Annotated in this window: 16 protein-coding genes and 1 tRNA gene; 11 read left to right on the forward strand and 6 right to left on the reverse strand. The window is 57.4% G+C overall.

Annotation, left to right across the window (positions count from 1 at the left end; translation table 11 throughout):
• Positions 1-16: 16 nt before the first annotated feature.
• From dxs to MWC30_RS19655, 3 genes are read left to right on the forward strand one after another with little or no spacing between them, the layout of a single operon-like run.
• Complete coding sequence (gene dxs, locus MWC30_RS19645; protein WP_244085906.1) at positions 17-1,948, forward strand: 1-deoxy-D-xylulose-5-phosphate synthase; 1,932 nt, start codon at positions 17-19, stop codon at positions 1,946-1,948.
• Positions 1,920-2,660: a TlyA family RNA methyltransferase gene (locus MWC30_RS19650; protein ID WP_244085907.1), complete on the forward strand. Its 741-nt coding sequence runs from the start codon at positions 1,920-1,922 to the stop codon at positions 2,658-2,660. The genes dxs and MWC30_RS19650 overlap by 29 nt, the downstream gene beginning before the upstream one ends.
• Before the next feature lie 28 nt (positions 2,661-2,688).
• Positions 2,689-3,159, forward strand: a complete 471-nt coding sequence (locus MWC30_RS19655; RefSeq protein WP_244085908.1) for a 23S rRNA (pseudouridine(1915)-N(3))-methyltransferase RlmH — start codon at positions 2,689-2,691, stop codon at positions 3,157-3,159.
• Positions 3,160-3,177: 18 nt separating this feature from the next.
• Here the strand turns inward: MWC30_RS19655 and MWC30_RS19660 are convergent, their stop codons facing one another.
• Positions 3,178-3,396, reverse strand: a complete 219-nt coding sequence (locus tag MWC30_RS19660) for a NifU family protein (RefSeq protein ID WP_244085909.1) — start codon at positions 3,394-3,396, stop codon at positions 3,178-3,180.
• Positions 3,397-3,686: 290 nt separating this feature from the next.
• On the opposite strand from MWC30_RS19660, the gene hpt reads away from it, so the two are divergent.
• The 4 genes from hpt (at position 3,687) to MWC30_RS19680 (ending at position 6,919) form a co-directional block, all read left to right on the forward strand.
• Positions 3,687-4,217 carry a hypoxanthine phosphoribosyltransferase gene (hpt, locus tag MWC30_RS19665; RefSeq protein ID WP_244085910.1) on the forward strand — a complete coding sequence of 177 codons (531 nt, stop codon included), beginning with the start codon at positions 3,687-3,689 and terminating at the stop codon, positions 4,215-4,217.
• Between the two features lie 119 nt (positions 4,218-4,336).
• Positions 4,337-5,131 (forward strand): DUF3426 domain-containing protein, encoded by a 795-nt coding sequence (locus MWC30_RS19670; RefSeq protein ID WP_244085911.1) that lies wholly within the window; start codon positions 4,337-4,339, stop codon positions 5,129-5,131.
• A 167-nt stretch (positions 5,132-5,298) separates the two neighbouring features.
• Complete coding sequence (gene serS, locus MWC30_RS19675) at positions 5,299-6,573, forward strand: serine--tRNA ligase (protein ID WP_244085912.1); 1,275 nt, start codon at positions 5,299-5,301, stop codon at positions 6,571-6,573.
• Between the two features lie 55 nt (positions 6,574-6,628).
• Positions 6,629-6,919, forward strand: a complete 291-nt coding sequence (locus MWC30_RS19680) for an HU family DNA-binding protein (protein ID WP_244085913.1) — start codon at positions 6,629-6,631, stop codon at positions 6,917-6,919.
• Positions 6,920-7,021: 102 nt separating this feature from the next.
• On the opposite strand, the gene MWC30_RS19685 is transcribed toward MWC30_RS19680, so the two are convergent.
• The 5 genes from MWC30_RS19685 to MWC30_RS19705 all read right to left on the reverse strand — a co-directional run bounded on the left by MWC30_RS19685 (position 7,022) and on the right by MWC30_RS19705 (position 10,908).
• Entirely contained in the window at positions 7,022-7,363 is a 342-nt protein-coding gene (locus MWC30_RS19685; protein ID WP_244085914.1) for a hypothetical protein, read from the reverse strand.
• A 5-nt stretch (positions 7,364-7,368) separates the two neighbouring features.
• Complete coding sequence (locus MWC30_RS19690; RefSeq protein WP_244085915.1) at positions 7,369-7,653, reverse strand: acylphosphatase; 285 nt, start codon at positions 7,651-7,653, stop codon at positions 7,369-7,371.
• Between the two features lie 42 nt (positions 7,654-7,695).
• Positions 7,696-9,729, reverse strand: coding sequence for an NAD-dependent DNA ligase LigA (ligA, locus tag MWC30_RS19695; RefSeq protein WP_244085916.1), 2,034 nt, complete (start codon positions 9,727-9,729; stop codon positions 7,696-7,698).
• Positions 9,726-10,502, reverse strand: coding sequence for a nucleoside phosphorylase (locus tag MWC30_RS19700; protein ID WP_244085917.1), 777 nt, complete (start codon positions 10,500-10,502; stop codon positions 9,726-9,728). Before MWC30_RS19700 ends, ligA begins: the two co-directional genes overlap by 4 nt.
• Before the next feature lie 133 nt (positions 10,503-10,635).
• Positions 10,636-10,908, reverse strand: coding sequence for an HU family DNA-binding protein (locus MWC30_RS19705; protein WP_244085918.1), 273 nt, complete (start codon positions 10,906-10,908; stop codon positions 10,636-10,638).
• Between the two features lie 307 nt (positions 10,909-11,215).
• Between MWC30_RS19705 and MWC30_RS19710 the strand changes: the two genes are divergently transcribed.
• From MWC30_RS19710 to MWC30_RS19725, 4 genes are all read left to right on the forward strand, one after another.
• The gene (locus tag MWC30_RS19710; RefSeq protein ID WP_244085919.1) at positions 11,216-12,565 is read left to right on the forward strand and encodes a M23 family metallopeptidase; all 1,350 of its coding nucleotides are present in this window, start codon (positions 11,216-11,218) and stop codon (positions 12,563-12,565) included.
• Positions 12,562-15,021, forward strand: a complete 2,460-nt coding sequence (gene priA, locus MWC30_RS19715) for a primosomal protein N' (RefSeq protein WP_244085920.1) — start codon at positions 12,562-12,564, stop codon at positions 15,019-15,021. The genes MWC30_RS19710 and priA overlap by 4 nt, the downstream gene beginning before the upstream one ends.
• Positions 15,022-15,242: 221 nt before the next feature.
• A complete protein-coding gene (locus MWC30_RS19720) occupies positions 15,243-16,862 on the forward strand; it encodes a radical SAM protein (RefSeq protein ID WP_244085921.1) in 1,620 nt (539 codons plus the stop codon).
• Positions 16,863-17,049: 187 nt separating this feature from the next.
• Positions 17,050-17,124 (forward strand) — tRNA-Thr (locus MWC30_RS19725).
• The last annotated feature ends 662 nt before the right edge of the window (positions 17,125-17,786 follow it).

Raw genomic sequence — 17,786 nt, forward strand, 5'->3', positions numbered from 1 at the left:
GGGGAGAGGTTGAAATTTGAACGATCAAGAAGTCAAGACATTGCTTTCGCAGATCGACTGCCCATCGCAATTGAAGAATCTATCCATTCTGCAATTGCAGCAACTGGCGGAAGAAATTCGTAAGAAGATCATTTGTACGGTCTCTGAAAAGGGCGGCCATCTGGCCCCGAACCTCGGTGTGGTGGAGCTCACCATCGCCCTGCATTACGTCTTCGACACAGCCGCCGACCGCATCATCTGGGATGTGGGACACCAGGCTTACACACATAAGCTGCTCACCGGCCGGAGATCCCAATTTCACACGCTGCGCCAATACCAGGGGATCAGCGGATTTCCCAAACGATCCGAAAGCAAATTCGACGCCTTCGGAACGGGCCATTCCGGGACATCCATCTCGGCCGCTCTGGGAATCAGTGTCGCCAAGGACTTGAAGAAGAGCCCGCACCGGGCCATCGCCGTCATCGGTGACGGCAGCATGACGGGGGGAATGGCTTTCGAAGCCCTCAACCATGCAGGCGACGTGAACAAAAACCTCATCGTTGTCCTCAATGACAACGAAATGTCCATTTCTCCCAACGTGGGGGCGCTCTCTTCCTTCCTGAGCCGCAAGCTTTCCAACAAGACTCTGATCAACCTGAAAAAAGATGTGGAAAACTTCCTCAAGTCCATTCCCGGACTGGGCCCCAACATCATCCAGATCCTCAAGCGCAGTGAAGATTCCCTCATGACACTGCTCACGCCGGGGATGCTTTTTCAGGCCCTGGATTTTCATTACATCGGTCCCATCAAGGGGCATCGTCTGGACCGCCTCATCGAAACCTTCGAAACCGCCCGTCACATCCAGGGTCCCGTCCTCATCCATGTCATGACCCAGAAGGGCAAAGGCTACCAGCCGGCGGAATGCGATCCCACCAGCTTTCACGGTGTCGGGTCTTTCGACATTTCCACGGGCAAAAGCTGCAGCTCCCCTTCCGACAAAGTTTGTGCTCCTTCCTATACGAAGGTCTTCGGCGATTCCATCGTACAGCTGGCGGAATCGGATCCCAAGGTTTTGGCCATCACTGCGGCCATGCCCCAGGGCACAGGTCTGGAAGCCTTTGCCAAGCGCTTCCCCGACCGGTTCTTCGATGTGGGGATTGCCGAGCAGCACGCCGTCACCTTTGCCGCGGGATTGGCCACGGAAGGGTTCAAACCGGTCGTTGCCGTTTACTCCACCTTCCTTCAGCGGGCATATGACCAGATCGTTCACGATGTCTGCCTCCAGAATCTCCACGTCATCTTCGCCATGGACCGCGGGGGGATCGTGGGCGAAGACGGCCCCACGCACCATGGAGTGTTCGATCTCTCTTTCCTGCGCCATATCCCCAACATGGTGGTGATGGCGCCCAAGGATGAGAATGAATTGCAGCACATGCTGAAGACGGCAGTGGAGCACGGAGGACCGGTGGCCGTGCGCTATCCGCGCGGGAACGGGCTGGGAGTCACCATGGACGCGATACCCCGGAGGCTTCCCGTGGGCAAAGGGGAAGTTCTGCGGGAGGGAGAGGATATTCTGCTCCTGGCGGTGGGCTCCACCGTCCAGGCCGCCGTGGTTGCCGCAGAACGCCTCCAAAAGAGTGGTGTCCGTGCGGCCGTCATCAATGCCCGGTTCGTCAAACCCGTCGATCAGGAGCTCATCCTGACATGGGCGAAGAAAACCGGACGCATCATCACCATTGAGGAAAACGTTCTTCAGGGAGGGTTCGGAAGCGCTGTGCTGGAAATGCTCCAGGAGGCGGAATATTTTCCAAGGAATTTTGTAAGGTTGGGACTGCCCGACACGTTTGTGCCCCATGGAAGTCAGAGCATTTTGCGAAACCTGTACGGCATCGATGCCGAAGGCATTGAAAATGCGGCCTACAGCGCCTTGAAGAGGCACCATGTCCAAGCCCTCAGTGCGATTGGATAAACTGCTCGTGGACCGCGGATTGACCCCCAGCCGGGAACGCGCGCAGGCTCTCATCCTGGCGGCCAAGGTGCTGGTGGACGGTCAGAAGATCACCAAGGCGGGGCAAAAGGTTTCCCCTGAATGCCGTACACAGCTCCTGGGGGAGGACATCCCCTATGTGAGCCGCGGCGGATTGAAGCTCGAACACGCCCTCCGCACCTTTGAGCTGCAGGTTCAGGGGATGGTGGCGATGGATGTGGGGGCGTCGACGGGGGGATTCACCGACTGCCTGCTGCAGCACGGTGCGGCACGTGTTTACGCCATCGATGTGGGTTACGGCCAGCTGGACTGGAAACTGAGGCAGGATCCCCGCGTGGTCGTGCTGGAGCGGGAGAACATTCGATACCTGGAGAGGGAGCGCATACCGGAGCCCATCGACCTTGCGGCCATCGATGCCTCGTTCATCTCCCTGAAGCTGGTCATCCCCGCCGTACTGGCTTTCCTCCACCCCGGCGCCCACTGCGTCGCTCTCATCAAGCCGCAGTTCGAGGCGGGCAGAGAGCACGTGGGAAAAGGCGGAGTCGTCCGAGATGAGGCGGTGCACAGGGACGTTTGTCAATCCATCAGCGATTTCCTGGAGGCCGTCGGCCTCCGGGTGAGAGGAATGACTCCCTCTCCCATCCTGGGCCCCAAAGGCAACCGCGAATTCCTGATTTTGGCTGAGTGCGTCTGACTCCTCCCGACGGATTGTCTTTTCCATCATGCAGCTTCATCTGGTTTTTGTCGGCAAAACAAGCTTTCAGGAAATGGACGCGGGGATTCGGAAGTATCTGGACCGCCTGCGCCACTACATCCGGATGGAGATCCACCTGGTGAAGGCGGAAAAGATATCTCCCAAGATTTCAGAGGGGATGGTGTGCGAACGGGAAGGGGAGCGGGTCTTGAAGCTTTTAAACGCCCAGGACTACCTCATCGTCTGGGATCCGGAGGGGCGGCAGATGGACTCCCAACGCTTTGCAGCATTCCTGGAGCACCTGCAGAACGCGGGAACGCCCGCCGTGTGGATGGTCATCGGCGGCCCGCTGGGTGTTTCTCCACGCCTCCTGGAGAGAGCCAACAGTGTCCTGTCCCTTTCCAGAATGACTTTTCCCCATGACATGGCCCGTCTCATGGTAGCGGAGCAGCTCTACAGAGCTTTCACCATTCTCAAGGGCGAGCCATATCACAAGTGAAAACCGCCGTTGCGGCAGTTAAACGGATACCACTTCCGTAACCTCGGGGACTTCTGCTTTGATGATCCGCTCGACACCGGCCTTCAGTGTCATCTGGCTCATGGGGCAGCCATGGCAGGCACCCGTCAGCCGTACTTTCACCACGGTGCCTTCGATATCCACGAGCTCGACATTTCCACCATCACGCTGCAGCATGGGTCTGACTTTTCCTAGAGCCTGTTCCACTTTCTCACGCATTGCTTCATCCTCCTGTCAAAAAGTTTAGCCCTCTATAACCACTCGATCCTTCAAATGCAATGGAAACTCAGGAGGTCCGGCGGCAAAAAACAAGATTTTGGGAATCTCCACCCGATAGGAGGATCAAAATTCCCCGGAAAGCCCGTGCAGAGCAGCTTCAGTTTGGAATATGAATAGTTTTAAGGAGTTAAGATGAATCTCGGTTGATTTTTAGTGGATTTATCGGTAACATGCTGCACGTCGTTTTCTTCGGGTGCAGAAGATCAAGAGAGCGGAAGGAGAAGTGGCCGATGGAGGGGTACGAGTTGATTCCGCGTGTGAAGGCGGAGGATCTGCAGAAGCGTCTGGACGAACTGGCCGATGAAATCAACCGGGATTATGAGGGTAAGAGCCTTATGGCCATCGGAATTTTGAAGGGGGCCTTCATGTTCCTCGCTGATCTGGTGCGCCGGTTGTCGATTCCGGTGACAGTCGACTTTGTCCGCCTGGCCAGCTACGGAGACAGCTCTCAAACGAGTGGCACCATCAAAATCACCAAAGACATCGAGCTTCCCATCGAGGGGCAAAATATCCTGCTCGTTGAAGACATCGTCGATACGGGACTCACCCTGGACTGGTACCTGCATCGCCTGCAAAGCTACCGGCCGGCATCGGTCAAAGTATGCGCTCTCATTGACAAGTTTGAAAGACGTCAGGTAGAAGTACCCATAGATTACGCTGGTATCCGCATGGAAAAAGGATTTCTCGTCGGATTCGGCCTGGATTTTTCCGAAAAGCACAGAAACCTTCCGGGGATTTACGAGGTCCGGTTTCACGAATAGTCCCCGCCCTCACGTGTCAGAACCTTTCACGTACAGCATGCCACACGTCATGGCCGGGGGAAATGGGCAGCGTTTTCGGGGATTCGATGCGTCAATGAAATTAGAGAGAGGATTGATCGATGATTGTCACCTGTGAATCCTGCAAGACCAAGTTTCGTATCGATCCGGCACGTCTGAAGCGGCCAATGAACAAAGTCCGTTGCTCCCTGTGTGGGAGCATTTTCACCGTAGAGCGCCCTTCGGAAACCTCCCCCCAGGCATTGGAAGAAAATCTCCTGATTCAGATGGACCTTCCCGACGAAACAGCGGCCACCGATGAAGACGACCTTTTCATAGAACGGGACCGGCCCATTCCCGAGGTCGCCCTTGAGCCCAGAAAGCCCAACCGGTTGAAAACCGCTCTCTTTTGGGGAATCCCCCTCATCGTCTTCCTGGCTGGATCCATCTGGTATGTCAATTTTCAAAATCCTTCTCCTCCCGCATCTCAACAGTCTGCGTCCACGGGTCTCGGCGAAACGGAACAGGCAACGGTAAACATCCTGGAGTCCACCAAAGCGTATTTTCTTGAAAATTCCAAAGCCGGACAGATCTTCGTCGTGGAGGGCGAAGCCGTCAACGAGTCCAAGAAGCCCGTCAGCTTCATACTCCTCGAAGGAAAGCTCTACACGACGAACAATCAGGTGGCCCAGTCGCAAAAGGCCTTCTGCGGGAATGTCATGACACGGGATGAATTGAGGCAGCTGGCCGTGACGGAAATCCAGGACCGCATGATGAACCGGGAGGGCAAGAACCTTTCCAACGTACATGTCAAGCCCGGGGCGAGAGTCCCTTTCATGCTCGTCTTTCACAACCTGCCCGACCTCAACCTTTTGAACGACTACAGCGTGGAAGTCATCAGTACCAAGATTGAATGAGCCCGGGGGAAGGCACCGGACAAGCCTCTATTCGGATAACTTATCGATGTAACAAATGGAATTGACAAAGCTTTCTTTTCAATGTAAGAAACTCGGACTGCAAGCCGTCGAAAATTGTAGACAAAAAAGTGCAGGCATCTTGATCGTCAAACCGATGTGAGGGCTTTATGCTGGATCTTAAGTTCGTCCGTGAAAACGTCGACCGGGTGGGGCAAATGCTCAAGGATCGACAGATGGCAATGGATTTGAAACCTCTCCTGGATCTGGATGAAGAACGAAGACGCATCCTGGGGCAGGTGGAAGAACTGAAGCACCGGCGCAACCTGGCCTCGGATGAGATATCCCGTCTCAAGAAGGAAAAGCAGGATGCCTCCGCCCGTATCGATGAGATGCGGGAGGTTTCCCAGGAAATCAAAGGGCTGGATCAGGAGCTGAGCACCATCGAGCAGCAGTTCAGAGATTTCCTCCTGCTCATCCCCAATACGCCGCATGCATCCGTCCCTATCGGTAAAGACGAAAAGGACAATCCCGTTGTCAAGACGTGGGGAAACCCTCCGGCACTCAATTTTGAGCCCAGGCCGCATTGGGAAATTGGAGAATCCCTGGGCATTCTCGATTTTGAGCGAGCGGCCAGGATGACGGGAGCACGTTTCGCGCTTTACTGGGGAATGGGCGCGGCTCTGGAAAGAGCGCTCATCACCTTCATGCTCGACATGCACACGCAGCACCACGGCTACACGGAGGTCCTGCCTCCCTTCATGGTCAACAGCACCAGTCTCCTGGGCACCGGACAGCTTCCCAAGTTCAAAGAAGAGCTGTTCAAACTGGAGGGGAGAGACTTTTTCCTGGTTCCCACCGCTGAAGTCCCGGTCACCAACATTCATGCCGGTGAAATCCTCGAGGAGGAGGAGCTTCCGAAGCTTTACACCGCCTTCACACCTTGCTTCCGATCCGAAGCGGGTTCCTACGGAAAAGACACGCGGGGACTCATCCGGCAGCATCAGTTCAACAAGGTGGAGATGGTGAAGTTTGTCCAACCCGAAACCTCCTACGATGCTCTGGAAAGTCTTCTCCTGAATGCCGAAGCCATCCTTCAGGCCTTGAACCTCCACTACCGCGTGGTTACGCTTTGCACGGGCGACTTGGGCTTTTCGGCATCCAAGACGTACGACATCGAAGTGTGGCTGCCGGGGCAGAACACCTACCGGGAAATTTCTTCCTGCAGCAACTTCGAGGATTTTCAGTCCAGGCGGGCCAACATCCGTTTTCGAAGAAAAGGGCAATCCAAGACGGAACTGGTACACACCTTGAACGGATCGGGGCTGGCCGTAGGACGAACCCTGGTGGCCGTCCTGGAAAACTACCAGCAGGACGACGGCAGTGTCCTGGTTCCCCCTGCCCTCCGCCCCTACATGCGGAACCTGGAAAAAATACAAAAATAAGAGTCCATCAATCCTTTCGATGCTATCAGCATATTTATTACAAGGAGTCCCTCACATGACAAAAAGTCAGCTCATAGAAGCGTTGGCCAAAGCGGAAGGCATCACTCTGAAGGCTGCAGAAACGGCGGTCAACGTTACCTTTCAGAGCATGGAGCAGGCCCTCATCAAATCCGACCGGCTTGAAATCCGGGGCTTTGGGAGCTTTAAAGTGAAAAATTACGAAGGTTATAAGGGCAGAAACCCCAAGACCGGCGAGCTCATCGAAGTGGAATCCAAGAAGCTGCCTTTCTTCAAAGTCGGCAAGGAACTGAAGGAAAGAGTGAACGGCGGCACCTCACAAGACTAAACCATTACAGCATCGCACCGCATCTGCATCTCCTGCTCATAAGTGCCCGGAGGAGTTTTCAGGCCCCCCTCACACCGTTCGAAGGCTTCCTTCCGGGCATTTTCAAGTCTGACGCATGAAGAAAAAGTAAAGATTGACTCCTGCCAGGGCGATGGACCCGCCGATGAACTGCACCAGTTTCTCCAGGGACATGCTTTCCCCTGGTGCGGCAAGAATATGCTGGAGCAGGGCCATGAAGAGCACCATGGAAATCCCCAGAACCATCAATTTGACCTGCTTTTTCCATATCATGAGAATGACAAGGGGCACCCCGACGATCCAGGCTGCGGGATTCCTGGCCAGGGCGGCCCAGTCGATTTCCCGAAGGACGGCTGCGATTTTGTTCGAGTCGTATTCCTTCAAAAACTGAACGAACCCTGCCCAGAAAGCCGTCAATTTTTCCAAGACTTCTATCTCCCGTAGCGGATTTCAAACCCGTCATGTTCAGCATGGTAGGTTTCTTCCCGCACGTCCACATGATCCACCTGGCTGTAGGGACTCCCCTGGTAGCACCACAGGACCATGCGATCCACCCGATCGGCATCCCCCTCGATGACAGCTTCGACTCTGCCGTCGGGCAGGTTCCGCACCCACCCCGCCACACCGAGGCTGATAGCCGTATCCCGCGTGAAGGCTCGAAAGAAAACCCCCTGCACCCTGCCCTCTATCCACACGTGGACCCGTTTCTTATTCATCTGCCGAGGCTCCCTTCCTATCGTCAGAAATGCAGTCGCGCTTTACTGAATACGCTTCAAAAATTCCTCTTCGTCCAGGATCGGGATCCCCAATTTCTCAGCTTTGGCCCGTTTGGATCCGGCATCCTTTCCAGCGACGACGATATCGGTTTTCTTGCTCACGCTTTCAGTCACTTTGGCCCCCCGGGCCTCCACGCGCTTTCCGGCTTCCTGGCGCGTGAGGGATGCGAGGGCCCCGGTAAAGACAACGGTTTTGGACTTCCAGAAAGGGTCTTCCTCTTCAGCAGCATGAGAAGAAGTCTGGGCCGGTTTTACCGTGATGCCGGCAGCCAGGAGGCCATCCATGAGCTTCTGATTTTCGGGATGCGAAAAATACCGGGTGATGCTGTAGGCCACGATCTCCCCCACCCCCGGAATCCGTTCCAGCTCTTCGCGTGTCGCCGCACGCACCGCCTCGAACCGCCCCAGGTGGGATGCCAGGAGTTGGGCCACATGACTGCCCACGTGGTAAATGCCCAGGGCATAGATAAAATCGGCCAGTTCAGGATTCTTGCTTCCCGCTATGGCGTCCACCAGGTTCTGAGCCGATTTGCGCCCCCAGCCGGGAAGGCCTTCGAGGTCTTCCACGCGGAGTGTGTACAGATCCGCCACGGATTGAATGAGTCCTTCATCCACCAGGAGAGAGATGTTTTTGCGTCCAAGGCCCTCGATATCCATTCCGTTTCGGCTGCAGAAATGCCAGATGGCCGCCTTGATCTGGGCCGGGCAGTTGCGGTTGAGACAACGATGGACGCTCTCGTCGGGAAGCCGCACCACTTCACCGCCGCAAGAAGGGCATTGTGCAGGCATGCGAAAAGGGACTTCATCTCCCGTGCGCCGCGACACCTCGACTTCCACGACCTCGGGAATGACGTCCCCCGCCCGGCGCACCCACACCCGGTCCCCGATGCGGATATCCTTGCGTTCGATCTCGTCTTCATTGTGGAGCGTCGCCCTTTGCACGGTCACGCCTCCGACGAAGACAGGCTCCAGGACAGCCACAGGCGTCACGGCACCCGTCCTGCCCACCTGGACGAGAATATCCAGAATGCGGGAGGGCGCCAGGTCCGCGGAAAACTTGTAGGCAATGGCCCAGCGGGGGCTCCTGGATTTTTCTCCCAGCTGTCTTTGCCAGTCCATGCGGTTGACCTTGATGACGAGACCGTCGATATCGTAGGGCAAGTCCCCCCTTTCGTCCGTCAGCCGGCGGAAAAAACCAATGGCCTCTTCAATTCCGGCACAGACTTGGGATTTTGAATTCACCGCCAGTCCCCATGCCCGGAGGGTCTGGAGCAGATCCCAATGGGTCGGGAATTCGGCTCCCTCCACGGCCCCCACTCCATAGAAAAAAACCCTCAGGGGACGGGAAGCGGTGATGGAGGAGTCCAGCTGCCGCAGCGAACCGGCGGCGGCATTGCGCGGATTGGCGAATGGAAGCTCCCCGGCTGCCTCGCGGTTTCGGTTCAGGGCTTCGAAATCTTTCTTATCGATGTAGACTTCTCCCCGCACAGCCAGCCGCTCGGGCGGGGGCGCACCTCCCGGGGGACTTTGGAGCCGCCAGGGAATAGCACGAATGGTCTTGACATTGGGGGTCACATCCTCGCCCGTATAGCCGTCTCCCCGGGTACCGGCGCCTGTCAGGCGCCCCTTTTCGTAGAGGATCTCCAGGGCGAGGCCGTCCATTTTCGGCTCCACCACGTACTCGATTTTGTCCCCATGCCCCAGCAGTTTCCGCACACGGCGGTCGAACTCCCTCACCTCTTCCTCACTCATGGCATTTTCGAGACTCAACATGGGGGCGGCATGTTCGAAGGGGGCGAACTTTTCGAGGGGAGCAAAACCCACCCGCTGCGTGGGGGAGTCGGGGGTAACCCATTCGGGATGCGCCTCTTCCTCCCGGACGAGCTCCCGAAACAGGGCATCGTACTCCGCATCGCTTATCTGCGGCGCATCGAGGGCATAATAGAGAGTGTCGTGATAGCGGATCTGCCGGCGCAGCTCCTCCAATTTTTCCTGGATTTCCCGGGTATCGCTCATGGATGAGCTCCTCTACGAACACGATCTTGCGAGGAAGAAACGAGAGCCTGCAAAGCCGTTTGGACGAGTATTTCGCGGGCGGCCTTGAACTTTGACTCCTTGAAGCCGTGGACCCATGCCAGTGTGCTGAGCTCATCGGAAACGGCCAGGACGACAGCCAGCCGGATGCCCCGAAAATTCGCGACGGTGAAAAGGGCGGACGTTTCCATATCCACCGCCAAAATTCCCTTCTCCCGGTAGGTCGTCACTTTGCCGACGGTCTCACGAAAAGGGGCATCCGTGGTCCAGACTTGCCCCTCATGCACCATGGCGCCGGCCTCTTCCAGCAGGGTCTTCATACGATGGACAACTTCCGGCGAGGGCCCGGGATGATTCATGGAGAGCGGGTAATGGGGGGAAGTCCCTTCCTCTGAAAGCCCACCCGAGGGCAGTACGATATCCCCGATGCGTACGTGGGGCTGGATGGAGCCGCACCACCCGATGGCCACCACTTCTTCCACTCCCAGGGCGATGAGCTTTTCCAGTACGAGAATGGTCTGGGGGGCTCCCAGCATGGGACCGGTGCAGCACAGGGGTGTGGACTCGTAACTTCCTGAATACACATCGGTAAGATAAATTTTATGGGTGCGTCGGGGAGGCTCCGGGAAGGATCGCAGGACCAGGTCCACATCCAGGGGCGTAAAGATCAGCAGGGCACGAGGGGGTAGAGCTTCCTCACGCTTGCCCTTGCGCGGTTCAATGACGGCGGCGTTCTCATCTTCTATAATGGGCATAATGGCTAGTGCATGATGGCGACAGGAGTGTGGGAAAACAAGGCTTTCAGAATGCTTACGACGGAATCACGAGAAGCATTGCCTGGATTCCGGTCCGCCTGCTGGACGCTCGGGAACCGGAATCCCCTCACCGTCATTGGACTTTTTCTTTCAATTTGTTTCCTGCCTTGAAACGGACAACTTTGGAGGCCGGAATGGAAATCACTTCGCCGGTTCTCGGGTTGCGGCCTTCACGCTGAGACCTTTCGGCCACGTCGAAGGTGCCGAACCCCACCAGAGTGATCTTGTCTCCCGCTGCAAGGGCTTCACTGACTGCGGAGATAAAACCGTTCAAAGCCTTTTCCGCTGCGATCTTCGTCACACCGGCATCATCAGCCATTTTCCCAATCAATTCAGCTTTTGTCATCGGTACCTCCCCAGTCTAAAATTTCGTTGGAATATTTCCGCCCCTCACATGTATGATAAAAATTGAGGAAAAAATAGATGGGTTCCATGCCCGTCGGACCCCGCCCTTGGCGCGACATCGTGCGTTGGCGTCAAGCCGAGCGCATGGCTTTAATTTAATGACTCAAAACTATCATTAAATCAACATATTTTATGGACGTTTACAGGCAGATCGGAACATTTTACGATAAAAACATCCCTCAAGTGGGCATGAGCCCGTTTTTTTGGTTTTGACCCCATCCCCTTGGCTGTGTTAGTGAGCTTTCTCCATGAAAGATTTCTACGCATTTGATTCGAAGCACAGGAGCCTTTCGGCGCTTTCTAAGCCCAGGAAATGGAAACTGGGGAGGTGGGTGTGCCTTGCGTTGCTGGTGGTGCTTGGAGGGCTGGCCCTGCAGCACTTCGCATTTTCTCCCCGGGCGCACATCCCTGAATCCGTCCCCGCGAAACCGCCGGAACTGGACTATCCCGACCGCTTCGCCCTGCGCTCGCAGTACCTGAGCCAGTTCACCATAAGGCATCATGTCGTGCAGCCGGGAGATACGCTCCACGAGGTGATGGCGCGATTCGATCTTCCCATGGAATGCCTCGAAGCATGGCAGAAAGCCTGTGCCGGATTCTGCAGCCTCGACCAGATCCAACCCGACGATGAACTGACCGTCCGCGTCAACAGCAAAGACGGCCAGCCCGTAAAATTCACTTATGCATCCCAGGACGGGGCAACCTATATCTTTCGAAAACCCGGCGAAACATGGGAATGCCGCCGGGACGACACCGTCCCCTCCACCCTTGTGCATTCGGTCCGGGGGACGATCACGGACACCCTGTTCGATTCCTGCCTGCGGTCGGGGCTCCCCGCCAACCTCATCATGGATCTGGCGAACCTGTTCGCCTACGATATCGATTTTACTACGGATCTACGGGAAGGAGACACCTTCGCCGTGCACTTCGAAGACACGGTGAAAGACGGAAGGAGACTCCATTCCGGTCCGATCCTGGCGGCCGAAATGGTGGTGGGAGGCCACCCGTACCAGGCCTTTGCTTATACCTCTGGCGACCACATGGACTATTTCGATGCCGTGGGGGAATCTCTGCGCAAGGCCTTCCTCAAGACGCCCTTGAGCTACAGCCGCATCAGCTCCCTCTTTGACAGGAACCGCATGCATCCCGTGCTCAAAATTCGCCGTCCCCACCTGGGAGTCGATTATGCCGCGCCCGTCGGCACCCCGGTGAGTGCTCTCGGCACCGGCGTCATCACGTTTCTGGGCAACAAGGGAGGCTTTGGGCGCTATATGGAGGTGCGACACAAAGGCCCTTACAAGACGGGATACGGCCACCTGTCAGCTTTTGCCGAAGGGCTGCGCAAGGGGAGCAAGGTCGCCCAGGGAGACGTGATCGGCTATGTGGGAGAGTCGGGGATGGCAACGGGGCCTCATCTGGATTTTCGGTTCTACAAGGACGGCAAGCCCATCGATTTCCTGCAAATGGATTTTCCCAAGGCCAAGTCCATTCCCAAGGGGCTCATCGCCGATTTCATGGAAAAGCGCGACGCTTACCTTGCCGCGCTGCAGGACAGGAGCCTCGCCATCAGCAAGAATGCAGCCCTGCCGCCTCCATGACCAGCCCCGCTCCGTCTTCCATTTACGCCGAAGTCGCGGTTTTCAGCGCTTTGGATAAAACCCTGCATTACCTGGTGCCGCCGGAACTGCACAAGCCCCTCCGTCTGGGCATGCGGGTGCTGGTCCCACTGGGCCGCCGTGAGGCCTGCGGGCTGGTGGTGGCCCTGGACCCGACTCCCCCCCAGGTTTCCGCCAAAATCAAGCTGCGCCGCCTCCGCCGGGTCCTGGATGCCTCGCCCGTCGTGCCCGAAGACCTGATCCGCCTCTGCCGATGGATTTCCGCGTATTATTTTTACCCCCTGGGAGGAGTCCTCCAGGCCGCGCTTCCCTCGGGCATTGGCAATTCCCCGGAAACCTTCTTCCGCATCACTCCGGAAGGCAGAGCGAGCTGCACCGCCGAAAGCCCTCCAAAGCCGCTCCTGGAGCTTCTCACCCGAGGAGCACTCTCTCTGGGTGAAATTTCACGAACCTATACTTCGCGCCAGAGGCTCCTCGGGGAACTGAAGGAGTTGGAAGAGGCGTCCTGCATCGAACGCTTTTTCCAATGGACGGACTCTCAGCCGGGGCCGAAGAAAGTCAGGAGCGTCCAGCTCGTCACCCCGCCCGGCGAAGGGCGGATGGAGCGCAGCCCTCCCCTGCGGGAGTTGGTGCATATGCTGGAAACTTCCGGCGGGACGCTCCCCCTGAAGACGCTGCGGGGAAGGGTGAAAAACGTCGACTACTGGGTCAGGAAGCTGCAACACGACGGGATGCTCCAGGTGGTGGAAACGCTGGAATGCCGGGAATCCACCTGCGCCCAGTCGCTGCCTCCCACGCCGCCGCCCACGCTGACGCCCCAACAGGTTGAGGTCATCGATGCCGTTTTGCCCCACATCAGCCGGCCCGGGTTCCAGCCGTTTCTCCTTTTTGGCGTCACGGGCAGTGGAAAGACCGAAATTTACCTGCAGCTCGTGGAAAAGACACTGGACGCCGGCCGAAGCGCTCTCATCCTCGTCCCCGAGATTGCCCTCAGCACCCAATTGGAAGCCCTGTTCCGCCAGAGGTTCGGCACGCGCCTGGCCATCTGGCACAGCGGCCTTTCGGCCGGAGCCCGCTTTGATCAATGGCGGAACATCTTGAGCGGCAGGCGAGACGTCGTCCTGGGGGTCCGCTCGGCCGTTTTCATGCCACTCGCCCGGCCGGGGATTATCATCGTGGATGAAGAGCACGACGGATCCTACAAGCAGGACGACCGCCTGCGCTACCACGCACGCGATGTGGCCCTCATGCGGGCCAGCATGCTCGGGATCCCCATCGTCCTCGGCTCGGCGACGCCGTCCCTTCAATCCATATACCACAGCAGGAGCCACCGCTACACCACCCTCACCCTGCCCTCCCGCATTTTCGATCGTCCCCTTCCCGAGATGCAGGTGGTGGACATGCGCAGGGAAAGGCGAGGAAACCGGATCCTGTCACACGCACTGCAGGAAGCCCTCAAGGAAACCGTGGCCAAGGGGCGGCAGGCCCTCCTCTTTCTCAACCGCAGGGGCTTTGCGACCTTCTACCTCTGCAACGCCTGCGGGTATGTGCCCCAATGCAATGCCTGCAGCGTGAGCCTCACCTACCACCAGCACGTGGATCGCCTCCGTTGCCACTACTGCGGGTGGGAACAGCCAGTGCCGGAAGATTGTCCCCAGTGCGGGAACACGGCCTTGAGCCCTCACGGCTTCGGCACCGAGCGCGTGGAGGAGGAGGTCCGCAGGCTACTGCCGGAGGCGGGTGTGGTGCGCATCGACCGGGACACTGCCGGCCGGCCCGAGCAAATGGTTCAACACCTGGATGCCGTCCGCCGCCGGAACGCGGATGTCCTCATCGGCACTCAGATGATCGCCAAGGGCCACGACTTCCCCGACATCACCCTGGTGGGGGTCCTCAATGCCGACACAGCCCTGCAGATCGCCGATTTTCGGGCGGGGGAGAGCACCGTCCAGCTCCTCATCCAGGTGGCGGGCCGGGCGGGGCGGGGCGCCGAACCGGGCCGCGTGATCCTGCAGACCTATAGCCCGAGCCACTACACGCTGGAAGCCGTCGTCACGATGGACTATTCTTCCTTCTGTACGCGGGAGCTCCATTCACGGGAGCTGCTCCAGTATCCCCCTTACACCCGCCTCCTGAAACTGCTCATCACCGCCGGCGACGAAGCGGCCACGCGGGATGCCGCCATGCAACTGGGGAGTCTTTGCCGGGAGGTCGCGACGGCCCTTCGGGCTGAAGACTGCCATGTGGCCGTCCTCGGTCCGGCTCCCGCTCCCCTGGTGAAGCTCAAGAGCCGCTACCGCTGGCATCTTTTCATCAAGGCCTGGACCAATGGGGAAATGGATCGCTTCGTATCGACCGTTCTGGAGCAGAGCAAGAGCCATCCGGCCCTGCGGCGGGTGCAGCTGGCCGTGGATCGGGATCCCATGACGAGTGTGTGAGGTTTTGGCACTCCCAGAGATGATATAGTTTGAAAGGTATAAGACTTTCGATTTGATAGATCCCGGTTTTTTGTAGGAGCGGCATCCTGCCGCGACAGTGAGCCAGTCGCGGCAGGATGCCGCTCCTACAAATAAGTTTTCAATCATTGGTGGATGCGTATAGCAGCCCGAATCCAAGCCTGACGCAGCATGTCTTTCGCCAGACAATCAGAGTATCCGTAATGACCGATGTCCTTCTCATACAGCCCCCCATCCGGGATTTTTATCTCACCGCCAAGCGAACCATTCCCTATGGTCTGGCGTGCATCGCTGCGGCCCTCATGAAAGAGAGCTTTTCGGTGGAGATCCTGGACGGGCTGGCCACATCCAAATCCCGAATCATCCCGTGGCCGGACGAAATGGATTACCTGCGGCAATATTATGGAAAACCCGACACCTCGCCCTTCGGGCTTTTTCATTCGTTCAGGCATTTCGGCTTCAGCTTCCATCACCTGGGTGAAGCGGCCCGACAATCCGGGGCTTTCCTGGTGGGCATTGCGTCGCTTTTTACCGCCTACAGTGATGAAGCCATGAAAACGGCTGAAGCCGTGAAGGCCGCCCACCCCCACTGCACCGTTGTCGTGGGCGGGCATCACGCAACGGAAATGCCGGAGGAAGTTCTCCAGTGCAGAGCCGTGGATTACGTGCTCCGCGGAGAGGGCGAAGTCTCCATGCCGCAGCTGGCAAGAGCCGTGCGAGAAGGGATCCACCCCTCTTGCATTCCCGGGATCGCTTACCGCGAGGGGGACGGCACCATAAGAGTTCAGCCACCGGCTTTCATGCAGGATCTCGATGCCTATCCCCTCCCCGCCATGTCTCTCATCCGGCAAAAGTTCTACCGTCGTGGGTCGAGTGGGAGCACGGTGGTGATGGCGAGCCGGGGCTGCCCCATGCGGTGCACCTATTGCTCCATGGGAGCGGCATCTTCGGTGCCGTATCGCCGCAGGAGCGTGGGAGCGGTCCTGAAAGAAGTAGAAGAGGCCGTCGTGAACCAGGGGGCCGGTTTCATCGATTTCGAAGATGAAAACATCTCTTTGCAGAAGGAATGGTTCCTGAAGCTCCTGAAGGGCATCCAGGAGCGCTGCGGAGCTTATTCCCCTGAGCTTCGAGCCATGAACGGGCTCTTTCCTCCCACCCTCGATGAAGAAACCATTGCCGCGATGCAGAAAGCGGGTTTCAAAGCCCTGAATCTTTCCCTCGGAACGGTTGCGCCGGAACAGCTCCGGAGATTTCAGAGACCCGATGTGCGGGAAGCCTTCGACAGGGCGCTGGCCTGTGCGGAAAAGACCGGCCTCGAAGCGGTGGGGTACGTCATCGTGGGCGCACCGGACCAGGACCCACGCGACTCCATCGGAGACCTCCTCTTTTTGGCTTCCAGAAGGGTCCTCGCCGGAGTTTCCGTCTATTATCCATCGCCGGGAAGCAGCGATTTCAGGAAATGCCACGAAGCCCAAGTCCTGCCGCCCCGCCTCTCCCTGATGCGCTCCACAGCCATTCCCGTCTCACACACTACGACAAGGGAGGAATCCGTCACCCTCCTGCGCCTGGGAAGAATCCTCAATTTCATGAAGCTCCAGCAATGGAACGGAATGAACCCCATCGAACCCCGACCCTTTTCGGAGGAAGCCCTCAGGGCGGCCACCGACCGGATGGAACGCGGCGTCCTGCTGCTGCAGGCCTTTCTCCACGACGGCATCATCCGAGGCGTGACCCCGGAGGGGGAAGTCTACGCGCACAAGACGTCCACCGAACTTTGTGGCAGGTTCATCGAGGGACTGAAAAAAATCGATCAGATTTTGTGACGGCGAAAAAGTGAAGCTCCCGCCCGGCGCAAGAGATCGGGTCGATGCCGTCCTGGGAATGTCTACCGCACCCACCCGCCCCCCACAGCTTCACACTGAGGGTTCAGGCAGTGGTTGCCGGACTGCTGGATTTTTCCTTGCATGTCCCTGTGAAAAATATTATAGGAATCAGCTCAAATATGACGAAGCTGGCGTAGCTCAACGGCAGAGCAGCTGATTTGTAATCAGCAGGTTGCGGGTTCAAATCCCATCGCCAGCTCCAGGGAATTCAATGGGTTAGCTTATTTCTCAGCTAACCCATTTTAGTTTCTTCTAGCATATTTCTAGCCAGCTGCGCGGACCGCCTTCTGACGCAATGCTTGGTTTTACGGTCAGAAGAGGCCGCTAGAAAAGAAATGACACCGCTGCAAGACCCGCTGTTCAGACGCTTCTTTGCCAATAAAATGAGTTTTGGGGCATTATCTGAAAGGGCAATGAAAAAACAACGGCTCACACACGAGCAGATGAGAGACTTGCTTTACACCGTGGTTCGGCCTCCCGGACCTACTCCGACCTCATTTCAAATCCGGCAACAAAAGCACACTGGTCAACTGTTTGCGTTGGGATCAATGTCTGAAGGCAAAAGGATTCCGAATCAGGGAAGCTCCCTGGCCAGTGCCTTCACCCTGTGGTCCGGGTGATCGAGAAGCTTTTCCTTGTCGAAGGTGATCCAATCGGGGTGGGTGGAAATTCGGTAGCGTTTGGAACCGTCGTTTTGGATGAAGGCGGCCGCGTCTTTTTTCAGCAGAGAGCCCGTGTATCAACGGCGGCGAGCATTCAGTCCAAAATGGGCGGTGAGGAAGCCGTCCGCCACGGCTTTCGGCAATAGACCCGTCTCGTCGTTCCCTTTTTCCACCCACTCAAGATTCTTTTAATTCAATCCTT

This window comes from Desulforhabdus sp. TSK (assembly GCF_022836495.1).
In the GTDB taxonomy this organism is placed as follows: domain Bacteria; phylum Desulfobacterota; class Syntrophobacteria; order Syntrophobacterales; family Syntrophobacteraceae; genus Desulforhabdus.

Excerpts from the sequence above, each read along its gene's own strand:
- MWC30_RS19690 (WP_244085915.1), bottom strand. The coding sequence starts at position 7,653 with ATGAATAAGAAACGGGTCCACGTGTGGATAGAGGGCAGGGTGCAGGGG.
- MWC30_RS19720 (WP_244085921.1), top strand. The coding sequence starts at position 15,243 with ATGACCGATGTCCTTCTCATACAGCCCCCCATCCGGGATTTTTATCTC.
- MWC30_RS19700 (WP_244085917.1), bottom strand. The coding sequence starts at position 10,502 with ATGCCCATTATAGAAGATGAGAACGCCGCCGTCATTGAACCGCGCAAG.
- MWC30_RS19705 (WP_244085918.1), bottom strand. The coding sequence starts at position 10,908 with ATGACAAAAGCTGAATTGATTGGGAAAATGGCTGATGATGCCGGTGTG.
- ligA (WP_244085916.1), bottom strand. The coding sequence starts at position 9,729 with ATGAGCGATACCCGGGAAATCCAGGAAAAATTGGAGGAGCTGCGCCGG.
- MWC30_RS19670 (WP_244085911.1), top strand. The coding sequence starts at position 4,337 with ATGATTGTCACCTGTGAATCCTGCAAGACCAAGTTTCGTATCGATCCG.
- priA (WP_244085920.1), top strand. The coding sequence starts at position 12,562 with ATGACCAGCCCCGCTCCGTCTTCCATTTACGCCGAAGTCGCGGTTTTC.
- hpt (WP_244085910.1), top strand. The coding sequence starts at position 3,687 with ATGGAGGGGTACGAGTTGATTCCGCGTGTGAAGGCGGAGGATCTGCAG.
- MWC30_RS19650 (WP_244085907.1), top strand. The coding sequence starts at position 1,920 with ATGTCCAAGCCCTCAGTGCGATTGGATAAACTGCTCGTGGACCGCGGA.
- MWC30_RS19680 (WP_244085913.1), top strand. The coding sequence starts at position 6,629 with ATGACAAAAAGTCAGCTCATAGAAGCGTTGGCCAAAGCGGAAGGCATC.
- serS (WP_244085912.1), top strand. The coding sequence starts at position 5,299 with ATGCTGGATCTTAAGTTCGTCCGTGAAAACGTCGACCGGGTGGGGCAA.
- MWC30_RS19710 (WP_244085919.1), top strand. The coding sequence starts at position 11,216 with ATGAAAGATTTCTACGCATTTGATTCGAAGCACAGGAGCCTTTCGGCG.
- MWC30_RS19660 (WP_244085909.1), bottom strand. The coding sequence starts at position 3,396 with ATGCGTGAGAAAGTGGAACAGGCTCTAGGAAAAGTCAGACCCATGCTG.
- MWC30_RS19655 (WP_244085908.1), top strand. The coding sequence starts at position 2,689 with ATGCAGCTTCATCTGGTTTTTGTCGGCAAAACAAGCTTTCAGGAAATG.